Annotated in this window: 19 protein-coding genes; 5 read left to right on the plus strand and 14 right to left on the minus strand. The window is 66.9% G+C overall.

What is annotated here, in order from left to right:
• Positions 1-37 precede the first annotated feature (37 nt).
• On the minus strand, positions 38-646 hold the full coding sequence (locus AC5592_RS15885; RefSeq protein ID WP_371507222.1) for a cytochrome P450: 609 nt from the start codon (positions 644-646) through the stop codon (positions 38-40).
• A gap of 853 nt (positions 647-1,499) precedes the next feature.
• Here AC5592_RS15885 and AC5592_RS15890 point away from each other — a divergent pair.
• The gene (locus AC5592_RS15890; protein ID WP_036503422.1) at positions 1,500-2,363 is read left to right on the plus strand and encodes an alpha/beta fold hydrolase; all 864 of its coding nucleotides are present in this window, start codon (positions 1,500-1,502) and stop codon (positions 2,361-2,363) included.
• 31 nt (positions 2,364-2,394) lie between these two features.
• On the opposite strand, the gene AC5592_RS15895 is transcribed toward AC5592_RS15890, so the two are convergent.
• The gene (locus tag AC5592_RS15895) at positions 2,395-3,030 is read right to left on the minus strand and encodes a TetR/AcrR family transcriptional regulator (RefSeq protein WP_039779670.1); all 636 of its coding nucleotides are present in this window, start codon (positions 3,028-3,030) and stop codon (positions 2,395-2,397) included.
• A 194-nt stretch (positions 3,031-3,224) separates the two neighbouring features.
• Between AC5592_RS15895 and AC5592_RS15900 the strand changes: the two genes are divergently transcribed.
• Positions 3,225-4,007 carry an IclR family transcriptional regulator gene (locus AC5592_RS15900; RefSeq protein ID WP_063064677.1) on the plus strand — a complete coding sequence of 261 codons (783 nt, stop codon included), beginning with the start codon at positions 3,225-3,227 and terminating at the stop codon, positions 4,005-4,007.
• A gap of 65 nt (positions 4,008-4,072) precedes the next feature.
• Here the strand turns inward: AC5592_RS15900 and AC5592_RS15905 are convergent, their stop codons facing one another.
• Genes AC5592_RS15905 through AC5592_RS15930 form a run of 6 tightly spaced genes read right to left on the minus strand, consistent with a single transcriptional unit; the run spans position 4,073 to position 9,717 of the window.
• Complete coding sequence (locus AC5592_RS15905) at positions 4,073-4,402, minus strand: SDR family oxidoreductase (RefSeq protein WP_198163852.1); 330 nt, start codon at positions 4,400-4,402, stop codon at positions 4,073-4,075.
• A gap of 49 nt (positions 4,403-4,451) precedes the next feature.
• The gene (locus tag AC5592_RS15910; RefSeq protein ID WP_063064712.1) at positions 4,452-4,682 is read right to left on the minus strand and encodes a hypothetical protein; all 231 of its coding nucleotides are present in this window, start codon (positions 4,680-4,682) and stop codon (positions 4,452-4,454) included.
• Between the two features lie 32 nt (positions 4,683-4,714).
• Complete coding sequence (locus AC5592_RS15915; RefSeq protein WP_063064678.1) at positions 4,715-5,851, minus strand: 3-ketosteroid-9-alpha-monooxygenase, oxygenase component; 1,137 nt, start codon at positions 5,849-5,851, stop codon at positions 4,715-4,717.
• 2 nt (positions 5,852-5,853) lie between these two features.
• Positions 5,854-7,563: a 3-ketosteroid-delta-1-dehydrogenase gene (locus AC5592_RS15920; protein WP_063064679.1), complete on the minus strand. Its 1,710-nt coding sequence runs from the start codon at positions 7,561-7,563 to the stop codon at positions 5,854-5,856.
• Positions 7,564-7,577: 14 nt separating this feature from the next.
• A complete protein-coding gene (locus AC5592_RS15925) occupies positions 7,578-8,483 on the minus strand; it encodes a VOC family protein (protein ID WP_063064680.1) in 906 nt (301 codons plus the stop codon).
• Between the two features lie 49 nt (positions 8,484-8,532).
• Entirely contained in the window at positions 8,533-9,717 is a 1,185-nt protein-coding gene (locus tag AC5592_RS15930; RefSeq protein WP_036503442.1) for an acyl-CoA dehydrogenase family protein, read from the minus strand.
• Positions 9,718-9,932: 215 nt separating this feature from the next.
• Between AC5592_RS15930 and AC5592_RS15935 the strand changes: the two genes are divergently transcribed.
• Together AC5592_RS15935 and AC5592_RS15940 are read left to right on the plus strand one after the other, a co-directional pair.
• Positions 9,933-13,616 (plus strand): NACHT domain-containing protein, encoded by a 3,684-nt coding sequence (locus AC5592_RS15935; protein ID WP_063064681.1) that lies wholly within the window; start codon positions 9,933-9,935, stop codon positions 13,614-13,616.
• A 375-nt stretch (positions 13,617-13,991) separates the two neighbouring features.
• The gene (locus tag AC5592_RS15940; protein WP_051024773.1) at positions 13,992-15,656 is read left to right on the plus strand and encodes a phospholipase D-like domain-containing protein; all 1,665 of its coding nucleotides are present in this window, start codon (positions 13,992-13,994) and stop codon (positions 15,654-15,656) included.
• Positions 15,657-15,990: 334 nt separating this feature from the next.
• Here the strand turns inward: AC5592_RS15940 and AC5592_RS15945 are convergent, their stop codons facing one another.
• From AC5592_RS15945 to AC5592_RS15965, 5 genes are all read right to left on the minus strand, one after another.
• Positions 15,991-16,725, minus strand: coding sequence for an SDR family oxidoreductase (locus tag AC5592_RS15945; RefSeq protein WP_063064682.1), 735 nt, complete (start codon positions 16,723-16,725; stop codon positions 15,991-15,993).
• Between the two features lie 231 nt (positions 16,726-16,956).
• Positions 16,957-17,583 carry a TetR/AcrR family transcriptional regulator gene (locus tag AC5592_RS15950; RefSeq protein ID WP_063064683.1) on the minus strand — a complete coding sequence of 209 codons (627 nt, stop codon included), beginning with the start codon at positions 17,581-17,583 and terminating at the stop codon, positions 16,957-16,959.
• Complete coding sequence (locus AC5592_RS15955) at positions 17,580-17,966, minus strand: hypothetical protein (RefSeq protein WP_036503451.1); 387 nt, start codon at positions 17,964-17,966, stop codon at positions 17,580-17,582. The genes AC5592_RS15950 and AC5592_RS15955 overlap by 4 nt, the downstream gene beginning before the upstream one ends.
• Before the next feature lie 59 nt (positions 17,967-18,025).
• Positions 18,026-18,946 carry an NADP-dependent oxidoreductase gene (locus AC5592_RS15960; RefSeq protein ID WP_036503453.1) on the minus strand — a complete coding sequence of 307 codons (921 nt, stop codon included), beginning with the start codon at positions 18,944-18,946 and terminating at the stop codon, positions 18,026-18,028.
• Positions 18,947-19,178: 232 nt separating this feature from the next.
• Entirely contained in the window at positions 19,179-19,901 is a 723-nt protein-coding gene (locus AC5592_RS15965) for a hypothetical protein (protein ID WP_157121920.1), read from the minus strand.
• 541 nt (positions 19,902-20,442) lie between these two features.
• Between AC5592_RS15965 and AC5592_RS15970 the strand changes: the two genes are divergently transcribed.
• Complete coding sequence (locus AC5592_RS15970; protein WP_198163853.1) at positions 20,443-20,610, plus strand: hypothetical protein; 168 nt, start codon at positions 20,443-20,445, stop codon at positions 20,608-20,610.
• A 156-nt stretch (positions 20,611-20,766) separates the two neighbouring features.
• Here AC5592_RS15970 and AC5592_RS15975 read toward each other — a convergent pair whose 3' ends face one another.
• The gene (locus AC5592_RS15975) at positions 20,767-21,201 is read right to left on the minus strand and encodes a hypothetical protein (protein WP_051025355.1); all 435 of its coding nucleotides are present in this window, start codon (positions 21,199-21,201) and stop codon (positions 20,767-20,769) included.
• Between the last annotated feature and the right edge of the window lie 339 nt (positions 21,202-21,540).

Raw genomic sequence — 21,540 nt, forward strand, 5'->3', positions numbered from 1 at the left:
GTGCGTCCACGCCATCCGGCCGGTCGGAGACGGCCCTTCACTCGCCCCGGTAGCGCACCTGGAATTCCTTGATGCCGTTCAGCCAGCCCGACCGCAACCGCCGTGGGTCGCCCAGCTTGGTGATGTCGGGGAGGTGGTCGGCGACGGCGTTGAAGATCAGGTCGATCTCCAGTCTGGCCAGGTTGGCGCCGATGCAGAAGTGCGCGCCCGTGCCGCCGAAGGCCAAGTGCGGGTTGGGGTCCCGGGTGATGTCGAAGGTGAACGGAGCGTCGAAGACCTCTTCGTCGAAATTCGCGGATCGGTAGACGATCAGTACCCGCTGCCCCTTCCGGATGCGCACGCCGCCGAGTTCGGTGTCCTCCAGCGCGGTTCGCTGGAACGTACTCACCGGTGTGGCCCATCGGACGATCTCGTCGACGGCGGTCTTGGGTCGCTGCGACTTGAAAAGCTCCCATTGGCCGGGGTTTTCGAGAAACGCGATCATTCCGTGCGTGATCGCGTTACGCGTGGTCTCGTTGCCGGCCACGGCCAGGAGGATGACGAAGAAGCCGAATTCCTCCGAGGTCAGCGCTTCGCCGTCGACGTCGGCGTGGACCAGTTCGGTCACGATATCGTCGGACGGCCGCGACTTTCTCGCTTCGGCCATCTGCCAGGCGTAGGCGAGGAGTTCTGTGGAAGCGGCCAGCGGGTCGACGCCGGCATACTCCGGGTCGTCGTAGCCGATCATTTCGTTGGACCACCGGAAAATCTTCATCCGGTCCTCCTGCGGCACGCCGATCAATTCCGCGATCGCCTGCAACGGCAGTTCGCATGCCACCTGCGTGACGAAGTCACCCGCGCCCGCCTCGGCCGCCGCCGCCACGATGGCCTCGGCGCGGGCGGACAACTCCGCGCGCAGCCCGTTGACGGCCCGCGGGGTGAATCCCTTCGAGATCAGCTTGCGCATCCTGGTGTGTTGCGGCGCATCCTGATTCAGCAGAACGAGCCGCTGCATCTCCATCCGCTCGGGGGTGAGTTCGACGCCGTACCGCGGCAGCGCGGTGTTCTCGGCATTGGAGAACACATCGCTGCGCCGAGACACCTCTTTGACGTCGGCGTGTTTGGTCACCACCCAGAATCCGTCGTCCGGAAAACCGTCGCTGTGCGGCGGCTTCGAATTCCACCAGATCGGAGCCGCACGACGCAGTTCCGCCAGCTCTTCGACCGGCACCCGCCGGGCCCACATATCCGGATCCGTGACATCGAAATTCGCCGGGATATCGGGACGTGTCGCACGCATATCAACCACCGGGCCGTCATCGCTGACTGAAACAGGTTCTAGACACATTCAAGCACAATCGCAGGGCCCTGGGACGCGATCTACGGCGACCGCCACGACGGTTCGGCCGAGCCCGCGGGGGTCGCCGATCTATGCCGGCAACCGAAACGACGGCCTACGCGTCGACCGCTGACCGGGAAATGTCGGCAGTGCAGCGGCACGGCGATGGCAGGCTCGGGATATGACCTCCGTCGATACCCGCTCGGTACCCGAACTACTGGAATTGCCCACCGAACACGGCGTGCTGCGCTACCGCGACACTGGCGAGGGCCCGCCACTGCTGATGCTGCACGGGTCCGGGCCGGGTGTCACCGGCTGGCGCAACTTCAGCGGCAACGTGCCGACCTTCGCCCGGCATTACCGCACGCTGGTGCTCGAGTTCCCCGGGTTCGGGGTCAGCGACGATTTCGGTGCGGCACATCCGATGATGTCGGCGCAGCTGGCGGTCACCGCGTTCCTGGACGGGCTCGGACTCGAGACCGTCCGGATCATCGGCAACTCGATGGGCGGTTTCGTGGCAACGGAATTCGCCCTCGCCGCGCCGCAGCGGGTCGAACGTCTGGTCACCATCGGCGGCATCGGCACGAACATCTTCAGTCCGCAGCCGGGCGAGGGGATCATCCGGCTCAGCGAGTTCGTCGAGAATCCGACCCGCGACAGTTTGGTCGCCTGGCTGCGCTCGATGGTCTACGACCAGGCGCTGCTCACCGAGGAACTGATCGAGCAGCGCTGGGAGCAGGCCACCGAACCCGGCGTCCTGGAGAATTCACGGCGGATGTACGGCCGCGCGGCGCTGGCGCGCATGGCGGAGGCAGCGCGCGCCGCCGATGCCACTCCGGGCTGGGCGAATCTGCGCCGGATCTCCGTTCCGACGCTGATCACGTGGGGACGCGACGACCGGGTGAGCCCGGTCGACATGTCGCTGATCGCGATGCGGACCCTGCCCCACGGCGAGGTGCACATCTTCCCGAACTGCGGACACTGGGTGATGATCGAGCAGAAGCAGGCGTGGGAGGCGACCGTCTCGGCGTTCCTCGCCCGCTAGCCACCACATCGGTGCCGGTTCCGCCGCGCGATTACGGGACCGGCACCGACGGCTGGGCCATCACCGCCCGCAGACCGACGAGCAGCATCTTCATTCCGCGTAGCTGCAGGGCCTCCACCTCGGAGAAGTCGCCGCCGACCTCCTCGTCGACCCACTGGATGTAGGCCTGGCGGCTGGTGTGCACGATCAGCTCCGCCGGGAGTCTGCGCAGGAACGGATCGTCACCGAGTTCGACTCTCGCCGAAAGGAATTCCGTGATCGGCTCGCAGAGTTGCTCGCCCCATTCCAGCCAGCGCAGACGGTACTGCGGCGTATGGATCATCAGCGTCATGAATTTGCGGTCGGATTCGGGTGTCCGGCGCTTGTACACCTCGGTGGTGAACGCGCGCGCCAGTGTTTCGGCGACGTCGGCGTCGGCCGGCGCGTTCTTCAGGAAGTCGATGATGATCGCCTGGCTGCGCCGGAACAGCGGCCCCATGACGTCTTCCTTCACCGGGAAGTGGCGGTGGAAGGTCCTCGGCGCGATGCCGACCGTCTCGCAGATGCGTTCCACGGTCGCGGAGGTGTCACCGTCGGCGACGAACATATCGCGCGCGGTATTCGCGATGGCCAGGCGCAACTCCTCCGCGCGGCGTTCGGTCAGCGTCGGCCTGGACGACTTGCTCACGACCTCTGTCCTCCTTGATCGCAGTCCACAGTAACGCGGTCGGGAAATCGCCTGGAGGGGTTCGCATTCGTCGATCCGTTCGAGCACATCGATGTGATCTGCTTTACATCCATCTGCACCCTCCTTAGACTCAGACCTGTCAGAATCTGACAGGTAGTCATATTCTGCACATGTCTGGCGGTTGGAGGCAACAGGTGGCAACGGTGCAGCTCGAACAAACCCCCAACGCGATGATCGATCGCGTGGCGTCCCTGCTGGAGGCCTTCGTCGGGCAGCGGCCCATGACGCTGGCCGATATCGCCCGGCGCTCACATCTCCCGCGCTCGTCGGCGCATCGAATCCTGCAGCGGCTCGTGGAACTCGGCTGGGTGGAACGCCACGGCTTCGAATACGCCTTGGGCATAAGGATGTTCGAGCTCGGGTCGCAGGTGGTGCGCCAGCGCAGCGTCAACGACGTGGCGATGGCGGTCATGACCGCACTGCACCGGCGCACGGGCCTGACAGCACATCTGAGCCTGTTGTCCGGCGCGGAGATCCTGCATCTGAACCGGGTGGGCGCCTGGCCGACGCCGGGGCGCCAGTGGGCGGTCGGCGCTCGCCAGCCCGTCGAGTTCACCGCGGCCGGGCACGCGCTGCTGGCAGCGATGGAACCGGAGCAGTGGCCCGAGCTCTCCTTCGCCAGCGCGCCGACCTGCTACAGCATGCGGACTCGCCGGCAACTGGAGCGTGAACTGGAGAAGGTGCGCGATCGCAGCGGGGTCGCGGTGGACTCGCAGGGCTGCGCGCTGGGAGTGACGGTGGTCGCGGCCGCGCTCGACATCGATGTCGAGCGAGGGCGCGTGGCGGTGTCCCTGTGCGGTCCGACGCGCTCGATCAAAACCAGCGCGGTCGTCTCGGACGTGCGGCTGGCGGCGAACGAGATCCGGCGCGTGGCGCTCGCGGCGCCGCGGAGAGGTCCGCAGCCCGTGCACGTCTGACCGTCACGAGTAACGGTGCGGCACAGGTGCTTTCGCGGGCAAAAGCATCGCGCTGTCCCCTGAAGTCAGGCGGGCTGGCCAATCGGACGGATCGTCACCGTGTTGAGGTCGACGCCTGCCGGCTGATCGAGCGCGAAACCGATCGCCTCGGCCACCGCATCCGGGCTCATCGCGAGGGGCGGAACCTGTCCGTGCCAGAACGCGGTGTCGATCATGCCCGGGTTCACGACCGTGACTCCGATGCCGCGGGTCGTGGCGTGCAGGCGGAGGTTTTCGGCGAAGCCGACCACTGCCCACTTCGTGGCGGAGTAGAGGGTGCCCGGGCTGTTCTTGATTCCGGCCACGCTACCGATGAGCACCAGCGGGCCGCCGGATCGATCGAGGAGATACCGCACGGGCCCCTGTCGTCCAACGACGGCAGGGGCCCGCGGTCTCGATATCCGCTCAGCGCGCCGCGCTGTCGAGCACGCGTAGATCTCCGGATTCCGCAGCGGCCCAGATCGATTCCCGCAGCTGCGAGCAGTGCCGCATCGCCGCGTCCGAGAGTGCGCCGGCGGCATGACGTTCCACGCACGCGGCACTCGATTCCGCGTCCCACTGAATGCTCGTCTGCGCCCAGCTGCTCTTGCGGGCGAGCACGCGCGCACCGCACTGCCGGCACTCGACCGGCGCCATGGGCACTTCCCGGATACGTTCGTCGACCGGCGTCACGAGGTCGCCTCCGCGGCTTTGCGCGCGACGTTCTCGCGGACCTCCTCCTGCCAGGCGGCCAGCGGTCGCGTGGTGTCGAGTTCGAATTCGAACCGGTCGACCATTTCGGAGGCGACATCGGCGACGTCGACGTAGAACTGCTGATACCAGCGGCGCAGCTGATAGACCGGGCCGTCCTCCTCGCAGAGCAGCGGATTGTCGATGCGCGCCTTGCTCTTCCAGATCGCGACGTCCTGCTCGAAGCCGAGCTTGACCCAGTCACCGAGCGCGACGGCGGTGGCCATCGCCTGATCCTCGGGCAGCGTGTCGGACTTCTCGACGATGATGCCGTACTGCAGGACGAACGAATTCTCGTCGATCGGATAGTGGCAGTTGAGCAACACCGTCTTGTAGTCACCGTGCTCGTAGTGATAGACGAGGTCGTCGATCATGAACGACGGCCCATAGTACGAGGCCACCGACGAGGTGCCGAGCAGCTGCGGCTGCCCCACCGGTCCGGGCAGATCGTCGCGGGCGCCGCTTTCGAAATACTGCGTCGCCACCGGTCCCTCGAAAACATTCTTGAAAAAGGTCGGCAGGGAACCGTGGATGTAGAAGAAGTGCGCCATGTCCACGACATTGTCGATGATTTCCCGGCAATTCGTGTCGACGACCGTGGTGTACCAATGCCAATCGGTCCAGTTGGGGTCGCCCGCGCCCGCGATCCGCGGGATCGTCACTCCCTCCGGCGGCGGATTGCCCTCCGGATCGTTCCAGACGAACAACATGCCGTCCTGCTCGAGCGTGGTCCACGCCCGGGTCCGTGCCAGTGGCGGCACCCGCCGGGCATACGGGATCTGCTTGCAGCGCCCGTTGCCGCCCCAGCGCCAATCGTGGAAGGGGCAGGCGATCTCGTTGCCCTTGACCTCGCCGTCGGACAGGTCCCCGCCCATATGCCGGCAGAACGCGTCGAGGACGTTGACCCGGCCGTCCTCACCGCGGAACACCACCAGTTTGGTGCCGAAGGCCTGCACCGAATGCGGCCGGCCGTCGGCGAAGTCCCGGATCAGCCCCAGACAATGCCAGCCGCGCGCGAATCGCGTCGGCACCGTCCCGGCCTCGATCTGGCGAACCTCGTCCTGCGTCGTCGTCATATCTACCGTCCTTGAAAAGAGAGATGTCCCGCAGCGGTTTTCGCGGCGATGTAGCCGAAGACCAATCCCTGGCCGATGGTGGCGCCCGCGCCCGGATAGGTGTTGCCGAAGGCATTGGCCGCCGTATTGCCGATGGCGTACAGGCCCTCGATGACGCTGCCGTCCTCACGCAGCACGCGGGCCGAACCGTCCGCGCGCACACCGCCGCACGTTCCGAGGTCGGACAGCACCAGCTTCACCGCGTACAAGGTTCCCTTCCTGCCCAGCGGCCGCAGATTGGGATTCGGACCTATGGTGGGGTCGCCGTAGTAGCGGTCGTAGGCGCTTGCGCCCCGGGCGAATTCGTGATCGACACCCAGTTCCGCGGAGGCGTTGAAGGTGTCGAAGGTCGCGGCGAACGCGTCCGCGGGGACACCCATCGCCCGTGCCAGGCTTGCCGGATCGGTGGCTGTCGCCGCGATGCCGTTGTCGTACCAGGGCTGAGGCAACGGCTGACGCGGGAACAGGCCCGCGGCGAAGATGTAGCTGTTGCGGTAGCGCTGATCGAAGACGAGCCACATCTCCTCCACCGGATCACCCGCGCGCTCGCGCTCGAGTACCCGCTGACCGAAGGACATGTAGTCGGTTGCCTCGTTGACGAAGCGCCGCCCGCTCTGGTCGACGATGAACGATCCGGGCAGCGCACGCTCGGCCAGCAGCACCGCCGGCTGCCCGCCGGGCAGCGCGGCCACGGCCGGAAACCACCACGCCTGATCCATCAGTCCGATCGCCGCGCCGGCCTCCTGCGCCACAGTGATGGCGTCGCCGGTATTGGTGTCGCAGCCCAGGCTCGCATGCTCGACCAGCCGGTCCGACTGGTACTTTCGCCGCATCTCGGTGTCGTGGTCGAACCCACCGGCGGCCAGCACCACTCCGCGCCGGGCGGTGACCTCGGTGCGGACGCCGTCACGGTCGACGACTGCTCCGGTGACCGCGCCGTCCTCCCCCACCAGCAGTCGCACCAGCGAGGTGTCGGTCCAGATCGGAATCCCGGCGCGAATCGCACCCGCGAACAGGCCCGCCGCGAGCGCCTGCCCACCGGCGATGTACTCACGTTTGAGGGCGAGTCCGCCCACGCCGATCGCCATGGCCTTCATGCCGCGCCACAGCGCCTTGCGCGGGGTGCGCGCGATCAGGTTGAGCCACTTGTAATCCGCGCCGGTCACCGGCATCGGCAGCCCGGATGCCTCCATCACCCCGGGACGCAGCCGCGACCGGTGCGCACCGAGCTGGGACGCGTCGAACGGCTTGCACTCGCAGGTGCGTCCCGCCGCCGATCCGCCCGGCAGTTCGGGGTGATAGTCGGAGTAGCCGTCGGCCCACATGAATGTCATCGGAGTGGTTCGCGCGAGCATCTCGACGGCGGCGGGCCCGTGTTCGAGAAAGGCTGCGCCGCGTTCAGGTGGTGCCGATTCACCCACTACCGCTTCGACATACGTCGCTGCGGCGCGGGCATCGTCGGCCGGTTGCTGTTCGCGCAGCAGGAAATTGCCCGGTACCCAGAACGCTCCGCCGGATCTGGCCGTGGAACCGCCGACATATTCCGACTTCTCCACGACCAATACCGACAATCCCGCCTCGGCGGCGGTGAGCGCGGCGGCCAGACCGGTGCCCGATCCCACGACCAGCAGATCGACTTCGTGCTCGGCTGTGTGGTTTTCGCTGGAGTTCATCGCCGATCGGCCTTTCATGCTTGCTTCATCTGCTTGGCCCACAACCATTCATGGCCCCAGTAGCTGTCGGCGGTGATCTCCTCGGCGGTGTAGTAGGACTCGTCGACCAGTTCGCCCGCGGTCCCGTATTCGATATCCCAGCCACCGGGCACCCCGACGTAGAAGGAGATCATCTTGTCGTTGGTGTGGCGGCCGAGCGTCGAGGACACCGGGAAATCCCGTGCCATCACCCGATCGAGGGCACGCCCGACGGCATCGAGCGAGTCGACCTCGACCATCACGTGGATCAGCCCGGGGTCGCGTCCTTCCAGCGTGGGCATGATCGCCAGGCTGTGGTGGCGCTGATTCACGCCGAGGAACCTGATGCGCAACGGCCCGGTCCCCGGAGGCGAGGGCATCCGGAATGCGCCGCGGGACAGGAAGCCCAGCGTTTCGGTGTAGAAGGCGTAGGACTCCTCGAAGTTGGCGGTCGGCATCACCACGTGCCCGAGTCCCTGTGCGCCGGTGACGAATCGCTGCGCGTACTTGGTGACGACCGGACTGTGTTCGAGGACCGGTCCGTGGAAGAACTCCAGCGGTGTGCCACCCGGATCGGTCATGCAGATACCGGCTTCGACCTTGCGGCGGTCGGCCAATTCCTGTGACATGGGCGTGAATTCGTATCCGGCGGCGCGCAATGTCGCTTCCGGCCGGCGCAGCGCCGGTCCGTCGCGCAATTCCCAGCCGACCGCGCTCACCCGGTCGACATCGGCGCGTTCGACGGTGATCCGCGAAGGCCGCTCGTCCATACGGAAATGCAGCGCATCCGTCTCGTCTCCGAATCCCGGTGCGAATCCCAGCACATCGAAGCCCAATTCGCGCCAGCGATCCATATCGGTGGCGAGCACCCGGACATAGCCGAGCCCCTTGATTTCAGTCATGGACAACCGCTTTCGGTCATGAAGTAACTCGCGTTCTGTTCGGGCTCGGTCAGATCATCACGCGCAGAGGACCCTGCGGCACTTCCACACCCAGCGAAGCCATGGCCGCGGCGTGATAGGTCGTGCTGGAGACGTGAATGGCGTGGTGCAGCCCGGCGTGGGCATCGCGCCAGAATCGTTGCAGCGCATTGTCCATGCGCAGCGCGTTGCCGCCGGCGCGGTCGAAGATGTCGTCGGCGGCGCGGACCGCCCGCCACGCCGACCGGATCTGATCCCGGCGCACTCGGGCGCGCATTTCGAAATCGATCTCCTTGCCCGCGTCGACCAGGTCCCAGATGCGGTCGACATTGGCCAGCAACTGCTGCCGGGCGGCATCGATCTCAGAGGCCGATTCGCCGAGTGCGTGCAGGACGTAGGGGTCGTCCTTGACCAGAGTTCCGGTGGCCCCCACCCGATTTCGCTGATAGTCGATGCCGGCGGCCAGCACGCCCTCACAGATGCCGATCGTCGCCGAGGTGATGCCCAGCGGGAACATCGTCGACCACGGCATCTTGTACAGCGTTTCCGTGACGCCGTATTCCGCGGCCGCGCTCCCGTCGATGACCTTGCCCTGATCCATCACCCGGTACTCGGGGATGAACGCGTTCTTCACCACGATGTCCTTGCTGCCGGTGCCGCGCAGCCCGACCACATCCCACGAGTCCGCCACGATCTCGTAGTCCGAGCGGGGCAGGATCACATGCAACGGCTGCGGCGGCATGACCGGTGTGCCGTCCGCATTGCCCACCAAGGCGCCCAGGAAAATCCAGTCACAGTGGTCGGTGCCGGAGGAGAACTGCCAGCGCCCGCTCATGACGTATCCGCCGTCGGCCGGCACCGCGACGCCGCCCGGCATGTACGGCGAGGCCATCCAGGTGTCGGTGTCCTCGCCGAGAACCTCCTCCTGCACCTTCGGATCGGCGAAGGCGAGCTGCCACGGGTGCACGCCGACGATCCCGGCCACCCAGCCCGCGGATCCGTAGAGGCTCGCGGTCTTCATCACCGTCTCGGCGAACTCGCGCGGATGCGACTCGTAGCCGTTGTACTTCTTGCGCTGCAGCATCCGGATGACGCCGGCGTCCTTCAGCCCTTTGGCCATGTCGTCGGGCAGCCGGCCCAGCGAATCACCCTCGTCGGCCCCGTTGCGAATCTCCTCGGCGATGCTGTCGATACTGCCGATCACTGTGTTGGACATACGGCCCAGCTTGGCGGCTCGGCCCGCATTTGTGACCTGAGTCTCCTACTCATCGGAACACCGGATCGCGGTCTGAGAGCCGCCCGCGCGATTGAGGTAGCGGACTACTCGTGTGGAACACACGCGGGCGAGCCACGCTGAGCACGTTGCTTCACACCGAGGCGAGCCGCCGGCTCGGACGTACCGGTGGCCTTTCCGAACGAGGGAATGGTGTCGTGGGTACCACGTGGGCGCGCCGGCTGCCTGTCGGAATCGCCCTGATCGGAGTTACCGGACTGCTGCTGTGGGTCTGGCTCGCATCCGGATGGGAAACCATCGGAAAGGTCGCCGGCCTGATCACCGCGGTCATCGGCGTGCTGACCGCGGTGGCGGCACGATGGCCGGGACAGCGGACCACCGTCGATCCCGATGCCGCCTTGGAGGCGCTGGCCGGCGCGGTGCGTGAGCAGTGGCAGGCGGAGGAGAGATTGCGCCGGCTGCCCGACCCGCGGCCGCTGCAACTGCACTGGGAGAACTGTCGACGAGACGGGGTGATGGATTACTGGGAGGTGATCCGCGGCGTCGAGGGCTGCGACACCCCGATCGAACTGGGAGGACGGCTCCGCGAGATCGTCGAGGTCTTCGAGCGGATCCCCTCACGGCGGCTGGTGGTGCTCGGCGAGCCCGGATCGGGAAAATCGGTGCTCGCGATGCAGTTCACCCTGACCGCGGTGCGACGCCGGAGCCCCGGCGATCCCGTCCCGGTATTGATGCCGGTCGCGTCGTGGAATCCGGGCGAGGCGAGCCTGGCGACGTGGATGGAAGCGCGGTTGTGCGTGGACTATCCACTGCTCGGCGGACGCGGCGCCTCGGGATCGACGCTGGCGCACGATCTGATCATCCGGGGCCGGATCTGGCCGGTTCTGGACGGCCTCGACGAAGTCCCCGAAGAGCTGCGTGCCGAGGTGATCACCGCGTTGAATCGCACCCTCACCGTCGGTGACCCGCTCCTGCTGACCAGCCGCTCGGCGGAGTACGAGGCCGCGGTCGACGCTGCCGGCGACGTCGTGACGGCCGCCGCGGTGATCGAATTGACCCCGCTCGGGCTCGAGGAGGTCGCGTCCTATCTGCGAGTCACGTCGGCGCCGCGGCGGGGACGGAACAAGTGGGATCCCGTCCTCGCCCATCTCCACGAGCATCCGCGGGATCGCCTGGCCTCGGTATTGACGACTCCGTTGATGACCTCGCTGGCGCGGTCCGCCTACAGTGACGGACGCGCCGACCCCGGTGAGCTGCTCGACGCCACCGCCTTCGATACCCGGGAGGCCGTCGAGACGCACCTCCTCGACCAGGCGATCCCCGCCGGCTATGCGGGCGAAAGCTCGCCCGCGGGTCGCAACGGCGACGCGGTGGTCGACGCCGAACGCCGACTTCGGCTCCTCGCCGGTGACCTCGACCGCTGTGGCGATCGTGAATTGGCCTGGTGGAAGCGCCATCTCGCCATTCCCTCGCCATTGTTCGCGGTGGTGTCGGGAGTCGCGGTCGGGATGCTCGTGGTGGCAGTGACGCTCGCAGCGGCATGGCCGACCGACAGCTTCACATCGACCAGATGGGGGGAGAGTGTCGAGTGGTCTGTTCGGCTGGGATCGCTCGCCGCGGTCGTCATCGGCTTCTTCACCTTGGCAGACCTGGACCGCGAGAGACCGACATTCCGCCGCCAGGCTGGGCGCTTCACCACGGTGATGGCATTCGGTTCGATCGCCGCGCTCGCCGTCGGCGGGCTGACCTACCGCGCATGGATCGACACGAGCTATCGGTCCGAGATAGCCGCCAGTGCACTCGGCGCCGCGCAATACGTCGCGGAGACCTTCTTGCTCATCGCCCTCGTCGTCGGTTTCCTGCGCGTACCTCCGGCACGGTCGCCCACCGCTGTCCTCCGAGAATCACCTCGAATCGCCGATACGACTGCCGGGCGCTTCCGGGCGAGAATCGGGCCGATCGCCGGCACAGCGGCCGTCGTCGGGATCGTTTTCGGGCTGATCCACGCAATCGGCGCGTCGGCTGAAAGTGTTGCGGTACGGCACGAGTCGGTGCGGGACGGAGTTCTCGACGTGCCGCGCGAGTGGTTGACGGTGGGACCGATCGCCGGGCTCTGCTCGGCACTCGGCGTGCAGCTCGGCCGTCGCATTCTGCGGCCGGTTTTCGCCGCCGGCGCCGAACGGACGACGACGGGCCAGCCGCGGATTCTGGCAGCGGTCACGGTCACCGTGGCCGGGGTACTCGCCGGCGCGTTCATGCTACCGATCGTGAGAGACATGCTCGGTGGTGGGAAGGCAGTATGGGAACCGGCACTGCGCGCCGCGAAGGCCGGTGTCCGGCTCGGCATCGCCCCTGCGGTCATCCTCGCATTCCTGCCATGGGAAACCCGGCCGATGAGCCTGCAACTACGGCTACGAGGCAGGCTGTTGCGTTTGCTCATCGTCTCCGCGATCGCCGCGACAGTGGGAGCGGCGGCGCTCTGGTTCGCGGCAGACCTTCCCGACGCCGGACAGAAGGCACGAGACTGTGTGCTCGTCGGTCCGCCGTTCGGCCTCGCCGTCGGAATACTCGCCGTCGCGCTGGATCGGCCGGTCACCTTGGACCGGCCGATGGGACCCCTGGCATCGCTACGCCTGGATCGACGAGCGGCCGTCATCTACAGCCTCGCCTATGCGGTCGCCGCCGGCGCGGCAACCTGGCTCCACGCCGCGATCAGCTCGGCCGCCGCGCTCGGCGCCCAGGACATCGGCGTCTTCGCCGTCGCGTTCTTCGTGATCTCGTATTTCCTCACGGCCTCCGGCCGGCACACGATCGCATCCGTCTGGTTATGGCTGGCCGGGCGAATGCCGTTGCGGGACATGGAATTCTATCGCACCGCCCATCGCCGCGGGGTGCTCCGGCAAGTCGGCAGCGTCTACCAGTTCCGGCATGCCCTGTTGCAGGACCGGCTCGCCGCAGGCGCGCGACGGCCGTTCCGACACAGTCGCGCGCACGCCGCGCTCGTCCTCGTCGCCGCCGCGGCGCTGGTCCTTTCGTCCGTCGCCGCGCTCGTGCACCAGGCGTACGAACACCGGGAGCGGCTCGCGCGGAGCAATGCGGCCGCACTCCCCTTCGACGACGTTTCCTTACCCCTCGGTGTCGCGATCGACCACGCCGGAACCCTCTACGTGGCGGGCACGAGGTTCGCGACGAGCACCAACCACGTCGACAGCACCACCCGCGGCCGGTTGTGGCGATGGGAGAAGGGTGCGCCCACACCGTCGATGCTCCCTCTCACCGATTTCGGACTGGCCTTCACACTGGCGGTCGACCGAGCGAACAACCTCTACGTCGCCGACAGCGACAACCATCATGTTCTCGCGTTGAGTTCCCGATCGATCGTCCCCGCGACGTTGCCCTTCCCCGAACTGGTGGAGCCTATCGGCCTGGACGTCAGCGAATCGGGCGACGTGTACGTTTCCGACAACGGCACCGGTACGGTCTGGAAACTGCCGGCCGGATCGACGACCGCGACTCCCCTTCCGTTCCCGACACTCGACCATGTCACCGGTGTCGCGATCGACTCTACGGGGACGGTGTACGCCAACGAAGCCGGCCGCAATCGCGTATTGAAGCTGACCACCGGCTCGACCGTTCCAACGACACTGCCCTTCGACGGCCTCGACAAACCGACAGGGATTGCCGTCGATTCCGAAGACACCCTTTATGTCTGCGACTGGAACGGCCGAGTGATGAAACTTCACGCCGGGTCGGCCACCCCCGAGGCGGTGCACATGACCGGACTGAACCGTCCGCAGGGCATCGCCGTCGACGATGCGCACAACCTGTACGTCACCAACCCCTACGACAACCGCGTACTCGAACTACCTTCGCCCCGATGAAGGGTGAACCGGCGACGCCGGATGTGAATCATCGACCCTGAATCGCGCCGAAACAGTATCGCTCGGCACGGCGCGCCCGGCACCGCACACCATTCCCACCATGGCAGTCGAAACTGTCGAAATCTCGGGTAGCACGCTACCCGGATTCAACCGGAGATATCAGCCGGATTCGAGTAGAAATGGCTCTCCCCACGCGGTGTGGCAGCCACTAAAATTCAAGGGCACCATATCTTTTGGATCACCGGGTGATCCGGTTTCCGGGATTACCGTCCGCATGACAACGGCGGGTTTCGACTACGCCAGCGGGCCGTTCTCCCGGAGTGAACTACGTTTATCCGCTCGCCCTGGTAATCCTTTTCTGAAGGGCGAAAGGACATGTTGGTACGAATTCATCACAACGGCGACGACGCACTGGTCGCATGGAAACCCGACGGGTTCATTCCGGGGTGCCGCGGTTTCGCGCTCATGCGGCGACGCAACGGCATCGAAGAAGTCGTCAGCACTTGGGTCGGCTTCACCGACGATCAGGCCACCGCCGGGGAACGTCGCGCGTCCACGAACTGGCCGATTCAGAAATATCAATGGACCGACTACATGGCCGATCCCGGCGACAAGGTCGCCTATCGGGTCCTGCCGATGGTCGGGGACGACAAAGCCAACCTGCGCCCCGACCCGGACGCGGCGAGCGACTGGACCGACGAGATCACCCTGACGCATATGGCATCGCCCGATATCGAGGCGGTATTCAACCGCGGAATCGTTGCCGCACAATGGGTCTCACGCCGATTGGGGGTCACCGGCCACGAACTGCAGAACGCGAAGCTGGAAACCGTGCTCGAGACCACCGGCGATCCACTCCGGAACTACCTCGCCGGACCATTGGGCACGCGGTTGTTCACGCTGCTCGACAAGGCCGCCGGGGACGGATCCGAGGTATACGCGGCGTTGTACGAACTCGACGATCCTCAGCTGGAAGCCGCCCTGGCCGAGCTGGGCGAGCACGCGCACGTCGTACTGGCGAACGGAAGCGTGAAGAAGAAGGGGGACGATCAGAACGCCGAGGCGCGCGGCACACTGCGTGGGCAGATCGACCTGCACGATCGCATGTGTTCGCCGCGCGCTCTGGGACACAACAAGTTCCTGGTCGTCTGCGACCAGGAATCCACACCGCGATGGGTGTGGACCGGCAGCCAGAATTGGACCATGACCGGGTTGTGCACTCAGGCCAACAACTCGCTCCTGATCGAGGACCCGGCCCTGGCCGAACAATATCGGCACCAGTGGGACCTGCTCGAGCAGGCGGGCGACGCCACACCGGCGAGCCTGCGCACCGACAACAGCACACCCCGGGACGAGACCGTGGATCCGGCCCGGGTGCGACTGTGGTTCACCCCGACCGTCGGACAGGTCGACCTCGACGACGCACGCACGCTCATCACGGGCGCGGAGACCGGCATCCTCTTCCTGATGTTCAATCCGGGACCGAAGGACACCCTGCTCAACACGATTCTGGACACGGCTCGCGCGGGACGACCCGACGACCGACGTCTCTACATTCGCGGCGTCCTCAATCAGGACCCGAGCACTACGGCCAATCCGGTGCACCTGTTCGATCAGGACAACACCGAGAAGGCCGACTTCGACGTCGTCCTCCCCGCGGCCATCGACGCGCCGACCATGTTCTTCCGCGAAGAATTGAAGAAGCTGGACCGAGCATTCGCGATGGTGCACAGCAAGGTCATCGTGATCGACCCCTTCGGGGCGAACCCCGTCGTGCTCACCGGGTCGCACAACCTGGGCCCGAAAGCCAGTGGGACCAATGACGAGAACCTGCTCCTCATTCGCGATACGCCGGGCTTGGCGGACGCGTACGCGACGAACATCATGTCCGTCTACAACCAGTACCGGTGGCGCTTCCGCCGGCACCTGCAACCACCGAATCTGCGATGGCAGGGCCTGGTCGACAGCGACTCCTGGCAGAGCTGGTACCTGAAGCCCGACAGCCCTCAGATCCGCGAGATCGACTTCTGGGTCGCATAGCCGGCGCGGAGCGCGAACGATGGGTTGGCCCGCAACCACCGCGCGGGCGGATGCCGCAGATGAGCAACCATGACGCCGGAACCCGAGGCGCTCGGCGTCTTTCGAGAGAGGCATCGCCGACGGCTCCGGACACCAACGAGCACCTCGCTCAGCTCGATCACCGCGGGAGTGGCCGGGAACGCGAGAGGGACAGATGACCGATCCATCCGGCGGCAGCGGTCGCGCAGGTCAGCTCGAACCGCCTGTGCCCGAACCGCTTTCGGAGCCGGAGGTGCTCGCCTGCCACCGGATCACCCACGAGCGCTGATCATCTCCGCCCGGCAGGCACATTCGGTCAGTGCGAGCGCAGCCAGTCGCGGTAGTGCGTGGCGGCCAGCTGGGCGTCGGGCGGCGCTGTCAGTTCGTCGCCTTCGACCGCGGCGAACAGGCCCGCGGTGTTGTCGGTGACGACGTGGCGGCGGTCGCCGGTGGCTTCCAGCGTGAGACGGCCGAGTTCGTCGAGAGCGAAGACGTCGGGGCCGGCGATGTTGCGAATGCCCTGAAGCGGTGAGCCGGTGGCCACCGCCGCGACCTCGGCGGCGACCTCCGCGGAGCTGATGGGCTGGATCGGGGTGGCGGGCAGGTGGACGGCGTCGCCGTCGGTGGTCGAATCCATCGTCGGCGCGATGAACTCCATGAACTGGGTGGCGCGCACGATCGAGTACGGGATCGGTCCCGCCTCGACCAGGTTCTCCTGCAGGGTCTTCGCCCGGTAGTAGGCAAGGGCGGGCACCCGGTCGACGCCGACGATGGACAGCGTCACCAGGTGCCCGACACCGGCGGCCTGCGCGGCGGCCAGCAGGTTGGTCACCGTGGTACGGAAGAAGTCGAGGGACGCGTCGTCGAAGGTCGGCGAGTTGGTCACGTTCACGACGACCTCGGCGCCGTGCAGCGCGCCGTCGAGGCCTTGCCCGGTGAGCAGGTCGAGGCCGGTCGAGCGGGAATGTCCGGTCGCCTCGTTTCCCGCAGCGGTGAGACGCTCGATGACCTGGGAGCCGATCAGTCCGGTGCCGATGACGGAGACTTTCATGAATGCTCCTACCCGTTGGGTTCGAACTCGGAGGCCCGGATCACCGGGGCCACAGGTGTCCAGGCGTTGCGCCTGCCTCGGCCGGTGGAGCGTAAGCGCCGTGGCGGCTTCGTAGTTCAGCGCAGCAATCGTATCGTCGTGCGGTCGCGGGCCAAGCCGATGCGCCGAGAGGGTTTCGACGGCGCGGCCGAGTTGCCGCCGTCTCGTGATCCGACGAGGAGCGTGCCCGGTTCATCGTTTCCGCGTCGGGGTGATCCCGGCCAGGAGTACGTCGGCGACGTGGTCGGCGTAGGTGAGGGGGTCGATGTCCGGGTTCGTGTCGAGGTATTCGAGCATGCTGTCGACCATCCCCTGGTAGGTCACCGCCAGCAGGTGCGGATCGAGATCAGCGCGCAGCCGCCCCTGTTCCTGACCGCGCCGCAGGAGTGTGGCCTGCCGGGCATACAGGGCGCTGTACTCGCGGCCGCGAAGCGCGGCACCGCCGCCGAACGCGCCGAGATTGAGCACGATCTGGCGGATCGTTCGCAGCTCGGCGCCATGCGTCGCGGGCAGTTGCGCCGCGCGCCGAATCGCCGCTCGCAGCAGATCGTCGACATCGGCGTCGAGGTCGATATCGGCCGCTACGTCCGCTTCGAGCGAGGTGAACGCGCGCCGGGCAGCGTGTGCCATCAGGTCGTCGAAGTCGGTGAAGTAGTGCCAGAGCAAGCCTTTCGACACCCCGGCGGCGCGTGCGATCGCATCGGCGGTGGCCGCGGCCAGCCCGTCCCGTCCGACGATCTCGATCGCGGCGGTCTCCAATTGGAGGCGGCGGGCCTCGGCGCTGAGCCGCTGCCGAGCGCGCTGATTCGCGGCCGTCATATCCGCTCGCGAACGACCAGGAGGATGATCAGCGCCATCAGCACGGCGATGCCGAGCATCTCCAAACGCATCCACCCGGGGACGAAATGCGGTAGCAACGCCTCGATGACGTTCACCAGGAACAGCGCGGCCGCGATTACGCCGACGGCACGCAGCGCCGTGACGCTGCCACGACGTGCCGACCGGAACCGCAAGGGCAGCAGCACCGCGAACGCCGCCACGATCACCGCGTGCCCCCACGCCTCGCGCGGTGCCTCGTGCGGGGCCGTCACCGTCAGAATCGCCAGGGCGACAACGGTCGCGACCGCAGTCACGAGATAGGCCCACACCAGCATGCCGAGACGATCGGGCTCGACCGGTGCGGCGGACGTCTTATTGACCATGTAGTCAATACTAATGACCAGCCAGTCAATACGTCAATGCGCTCCTCGGCACATCAGCGCTATTCGTCGGCGACCCGAATGATCGTTCTGCCGGGCGTGCGGTGGCGGCGGGCGAACGCGGACGCGGTCTCGGTGAGCGGTCGCACGGAGCCGACGATGGGCTCGAGCCGCCCCTTCCTGACCCGCTCGGCGAGGTCGGCCAGGCGCGCACGGTCGGGTTCGACGACGAAGAAGACGGCCCGCCCGTCCCTGGGCTGCGTGGTGGGCGGCATGGCGATGGTGACGAGAGTGCCACCGGGACGGACCAATTCGGTCGATCGCTCGAGGATTCGGCCGCCGATGACGTCGAATACCACGTCCACCGCACCGGCGTCCCGCAGGTCGTCGCCGTCCAGGTCGAGGAAGGCCTGTGCGCCGAGTCCGAGCACGATGTCACGGTCGCCGGCTCGGCCGGTGCCGATCACGTGTGCGCCCACCTCGCGCGCGAGCTGCACGGCGATCGAGCCGACACCGCCCGCGGCGCCGTGAATCAGGACCGTCCGGCCGCACGTCAGGTGCGCGTGGTCGAACAAACCCTGCCATGCGGTCAGGCCCGAAATGGGCAGCGCCGCGGCCACGGTGTAGTCGATATCGGCCGCGAGCGGGGCGAGGTTGCGAGCCTCCACCGCGGTGTATTCGGCCAGCGATCCGTCGCGCGCCCAGTCGGTCGGCCCGAAAACCCGCTGGCCGACGGTGAGACCGGTGGTTCCGTAGCCGAGTTCGACCACGACCCCGGCCAACTCGTGCCCGGGGATGGTGGGTGTCCGATCGCGACCGGCGCGGTCGGACCAGGTCGCCGGCCACTCGAGTTCGCCGGGCGTGAAGCCGGCGGCGTGCACCCGCACCACGACATCGTTCTCCGCGGCGTGCGGGTAGGGTATGTCGGTCAATGTGAGCCCGGCGATACCGGAATCACGGTCGCGCACGGTGATCGCTCGCATGCTGGAGTCCTTTCCGGGACACCGTTCGGGCCGGAATGCGCGGTGTGGTGGGCAGCCGTCGAGAAGCTCTGCACCACAGGGCAATTCCGCGCGTCGTCGGCACCGTGGAGTTGGAAACGCTGAACGCCGTCGGCGACCTCCGGCACGACGGGCGGCCTTTCGACCGACTACATACCTCATCCCCCGTGGTCGGCAGGACCACGGGGGATGAGATCGGAGCGATGACAGTGCGTTACGCCGCGGGGACGAGCGCGTCGGCTGGGACGGGCGCGTCGGTCGGGGCGGGGTTCGGCGGGAGGGGCGCGGTGAGCCCGACGATCGCGCCGACGGCCCCGCCGAGCGCCCCGCCGAGCGCGGCGGCGGGACCGGCGACGATCGCGGCGCCGACGGCAGCGCCCACCAGCGGGCCGACCACCACGCCGGTCGGCAGGAACGGGAGACCGACGACGAATCCGGCGGCCGCACCGAGTGCCGCGGCCGGGATCGCGAGCGGCGCGGATACCGCCGCACCGATGCCGGCGCCGATGGCCGCGCCGACGCCCGCGTCGACCACCGTCGCGGCGCAGCGATCGGGATCGGCCGGAACCTGTTCGCAGAAGGTCTCGATCGGATGCTGATCCTCGACGGGCAGCGCGTCCGCGACCGGGGCCGGTATGGCGGCCACTGGATCGACGGGTACCGCGGCCGCGGTGGCGGCGGCCGTCTCAGCGACAGACCGGGCGTCCGCCGTCACAACCGGGGCCGAACCGTCGTCGACGGGTGCGTTCTGCGGGGCGACAGCCGAATTGTCCTGAACGACAGGCGCCTCGGCAGACGGCAATGGCAGCGGGATGGGCAGTAACCCCTGCACGTCGTGCGCCACCGTTTGCCAGTCCACTGCCAGCGGCGGCACAACGGGCGCCTGCGCAGCATCGGCCGGAGTGAGAACGAGATCGCCGGGAGACGCTGTGGCCACTCCCGTGCCTAAGAAGACCGCAAGCGGCAACATGCTCGCAATCAACAGTGGACGTGACATGCGCCGATGACCAGTCTCCGGCATTTCACACCTCCCGGGTGTATATCTTCGAGTTTGTCCCGACCCTCTCGCATGGTGGTGCACGTTGCGGCTGAGGTAGTTTAAGCTCCAACCGGGACCGGACAGTGAAGAAACGGCGAATTCATGTGCGTCGATCGAATGACGATTTCCGGTTTCGAAACCTCGAGTACGAGCTGCGCGCGCACTCACCGACGCGATTTGGCAAATTTTGGGCAGCCCGCCGGTGGCGCGCGACACACGACACCTCCACACAGCCCAGGGTGGAACGCGGCTACCCATGCCGCTGATTAGCTGTCAGTCCGGCCGGCGGCTGTCAGCCGCCAACTGCCCGAGCGACTCGCGCCGCCCCGGCCACCGCCCGGCGCAGAAACACGGACGCGGAGCAAACGCGGACCGATTCGCAAGGAGGCCTCCCCCGGAAATTTCCTCCTGCCGTGGCGACCAAGCGTAGAAAGAGACCATGGGAAGGCACGCAGCCGTCGTTGTCTACGTGTTCGCGCTGGTGGCCGTCGTGGTGAGCGTGGACGTTCTGTTCTTCCGGCACTATTTCCGGGAACGACTGCTGGTGAATGTGGGCATCGTGCTGGTGTTCGCCGCGTTCTATCTCAGGTTCGTACAGCGTTCGTAGCGCGGCGGGCGATGTCGAAGACGATCACACTCGTCTCTTCGAAGCGTCCGTAGCGGAGTTGCGAGTCGCCGGAAGCACACGAAGGCCTGGGATACGCTGGTGCGCAGCGTATCCCAGGCCGGTTCCGTCGTTCGTGACCGCCGAGGCGAGTCGGCGTCAGGGTTGCGGTTGCGCGGTGCCCGACACTCCGGTGCCGCGCCGGGTGAAGGGATTGCGCAGGCGCGGCTTCGGGGCGGCCGCCGGCTGCGCGGGCGCTGTCTTCGCGACGGCCGGCTGGGCCGGCGGCGTGTTCGCGAGATCCCTACGGGTGGCGGTCATTTCGCGGCGCGAGTGCCGCAGTTCGCGTCGGATCTCCGCATGGCGGCGCGCCGAGGAGAAGGCCCCGGTGAGGGCGATGCCCAAGCCGAGCATGCCGACCGCACCGAGGGCCGCGCCGGCGGCGAACAGCTCGTTCTGAGTGGGAGTGAAATGGGCTCCGAAGACGGTGAATTCGGTCGCCAGCACGTGCGTGTCGCCAGAATTGGCCAGTGCTGCGGCGATTCCGACCACCACTGCGGCGAACAGAATGATCAATCCGATGAATACAATCATGGCTACTACCGATTCTCAACATCGATGGACTGTTGTAGTTCGGAAATAACCCGCTTTCGGGTCGTCAAACAACCGTCTCGGCAAGACACTTCGAACGCGCGACTCCGCGCCTCCGCCGGAACCGGCCGAGCCCAACCACTTTCGGATGAGCCCGGAGCCTGCGGTGGAGGTCCTCGACACAGCCGCGCTGCCATCGTCTCGCCACCGGCGAGGGATCGCGGCGCGAAGGTCGTCGCTCGACTGACGGGCGCAATCGCGACGCGAGTTTCGGCGATCCGTCGCGACAGACCACTGATCGGATATGCGAGAAAATCTCAAGCAATTTATCGGCAAATACGA

Source organism: Nocardia violaceofusca NBRC 14427, assembly GCF_963869435.1.
GTDB lineage: Bacteria > Actinomycetota > Actinomycetes > Mycobacteriales > Mycobacteriaceae > Nocardia > Nocardia aobensis.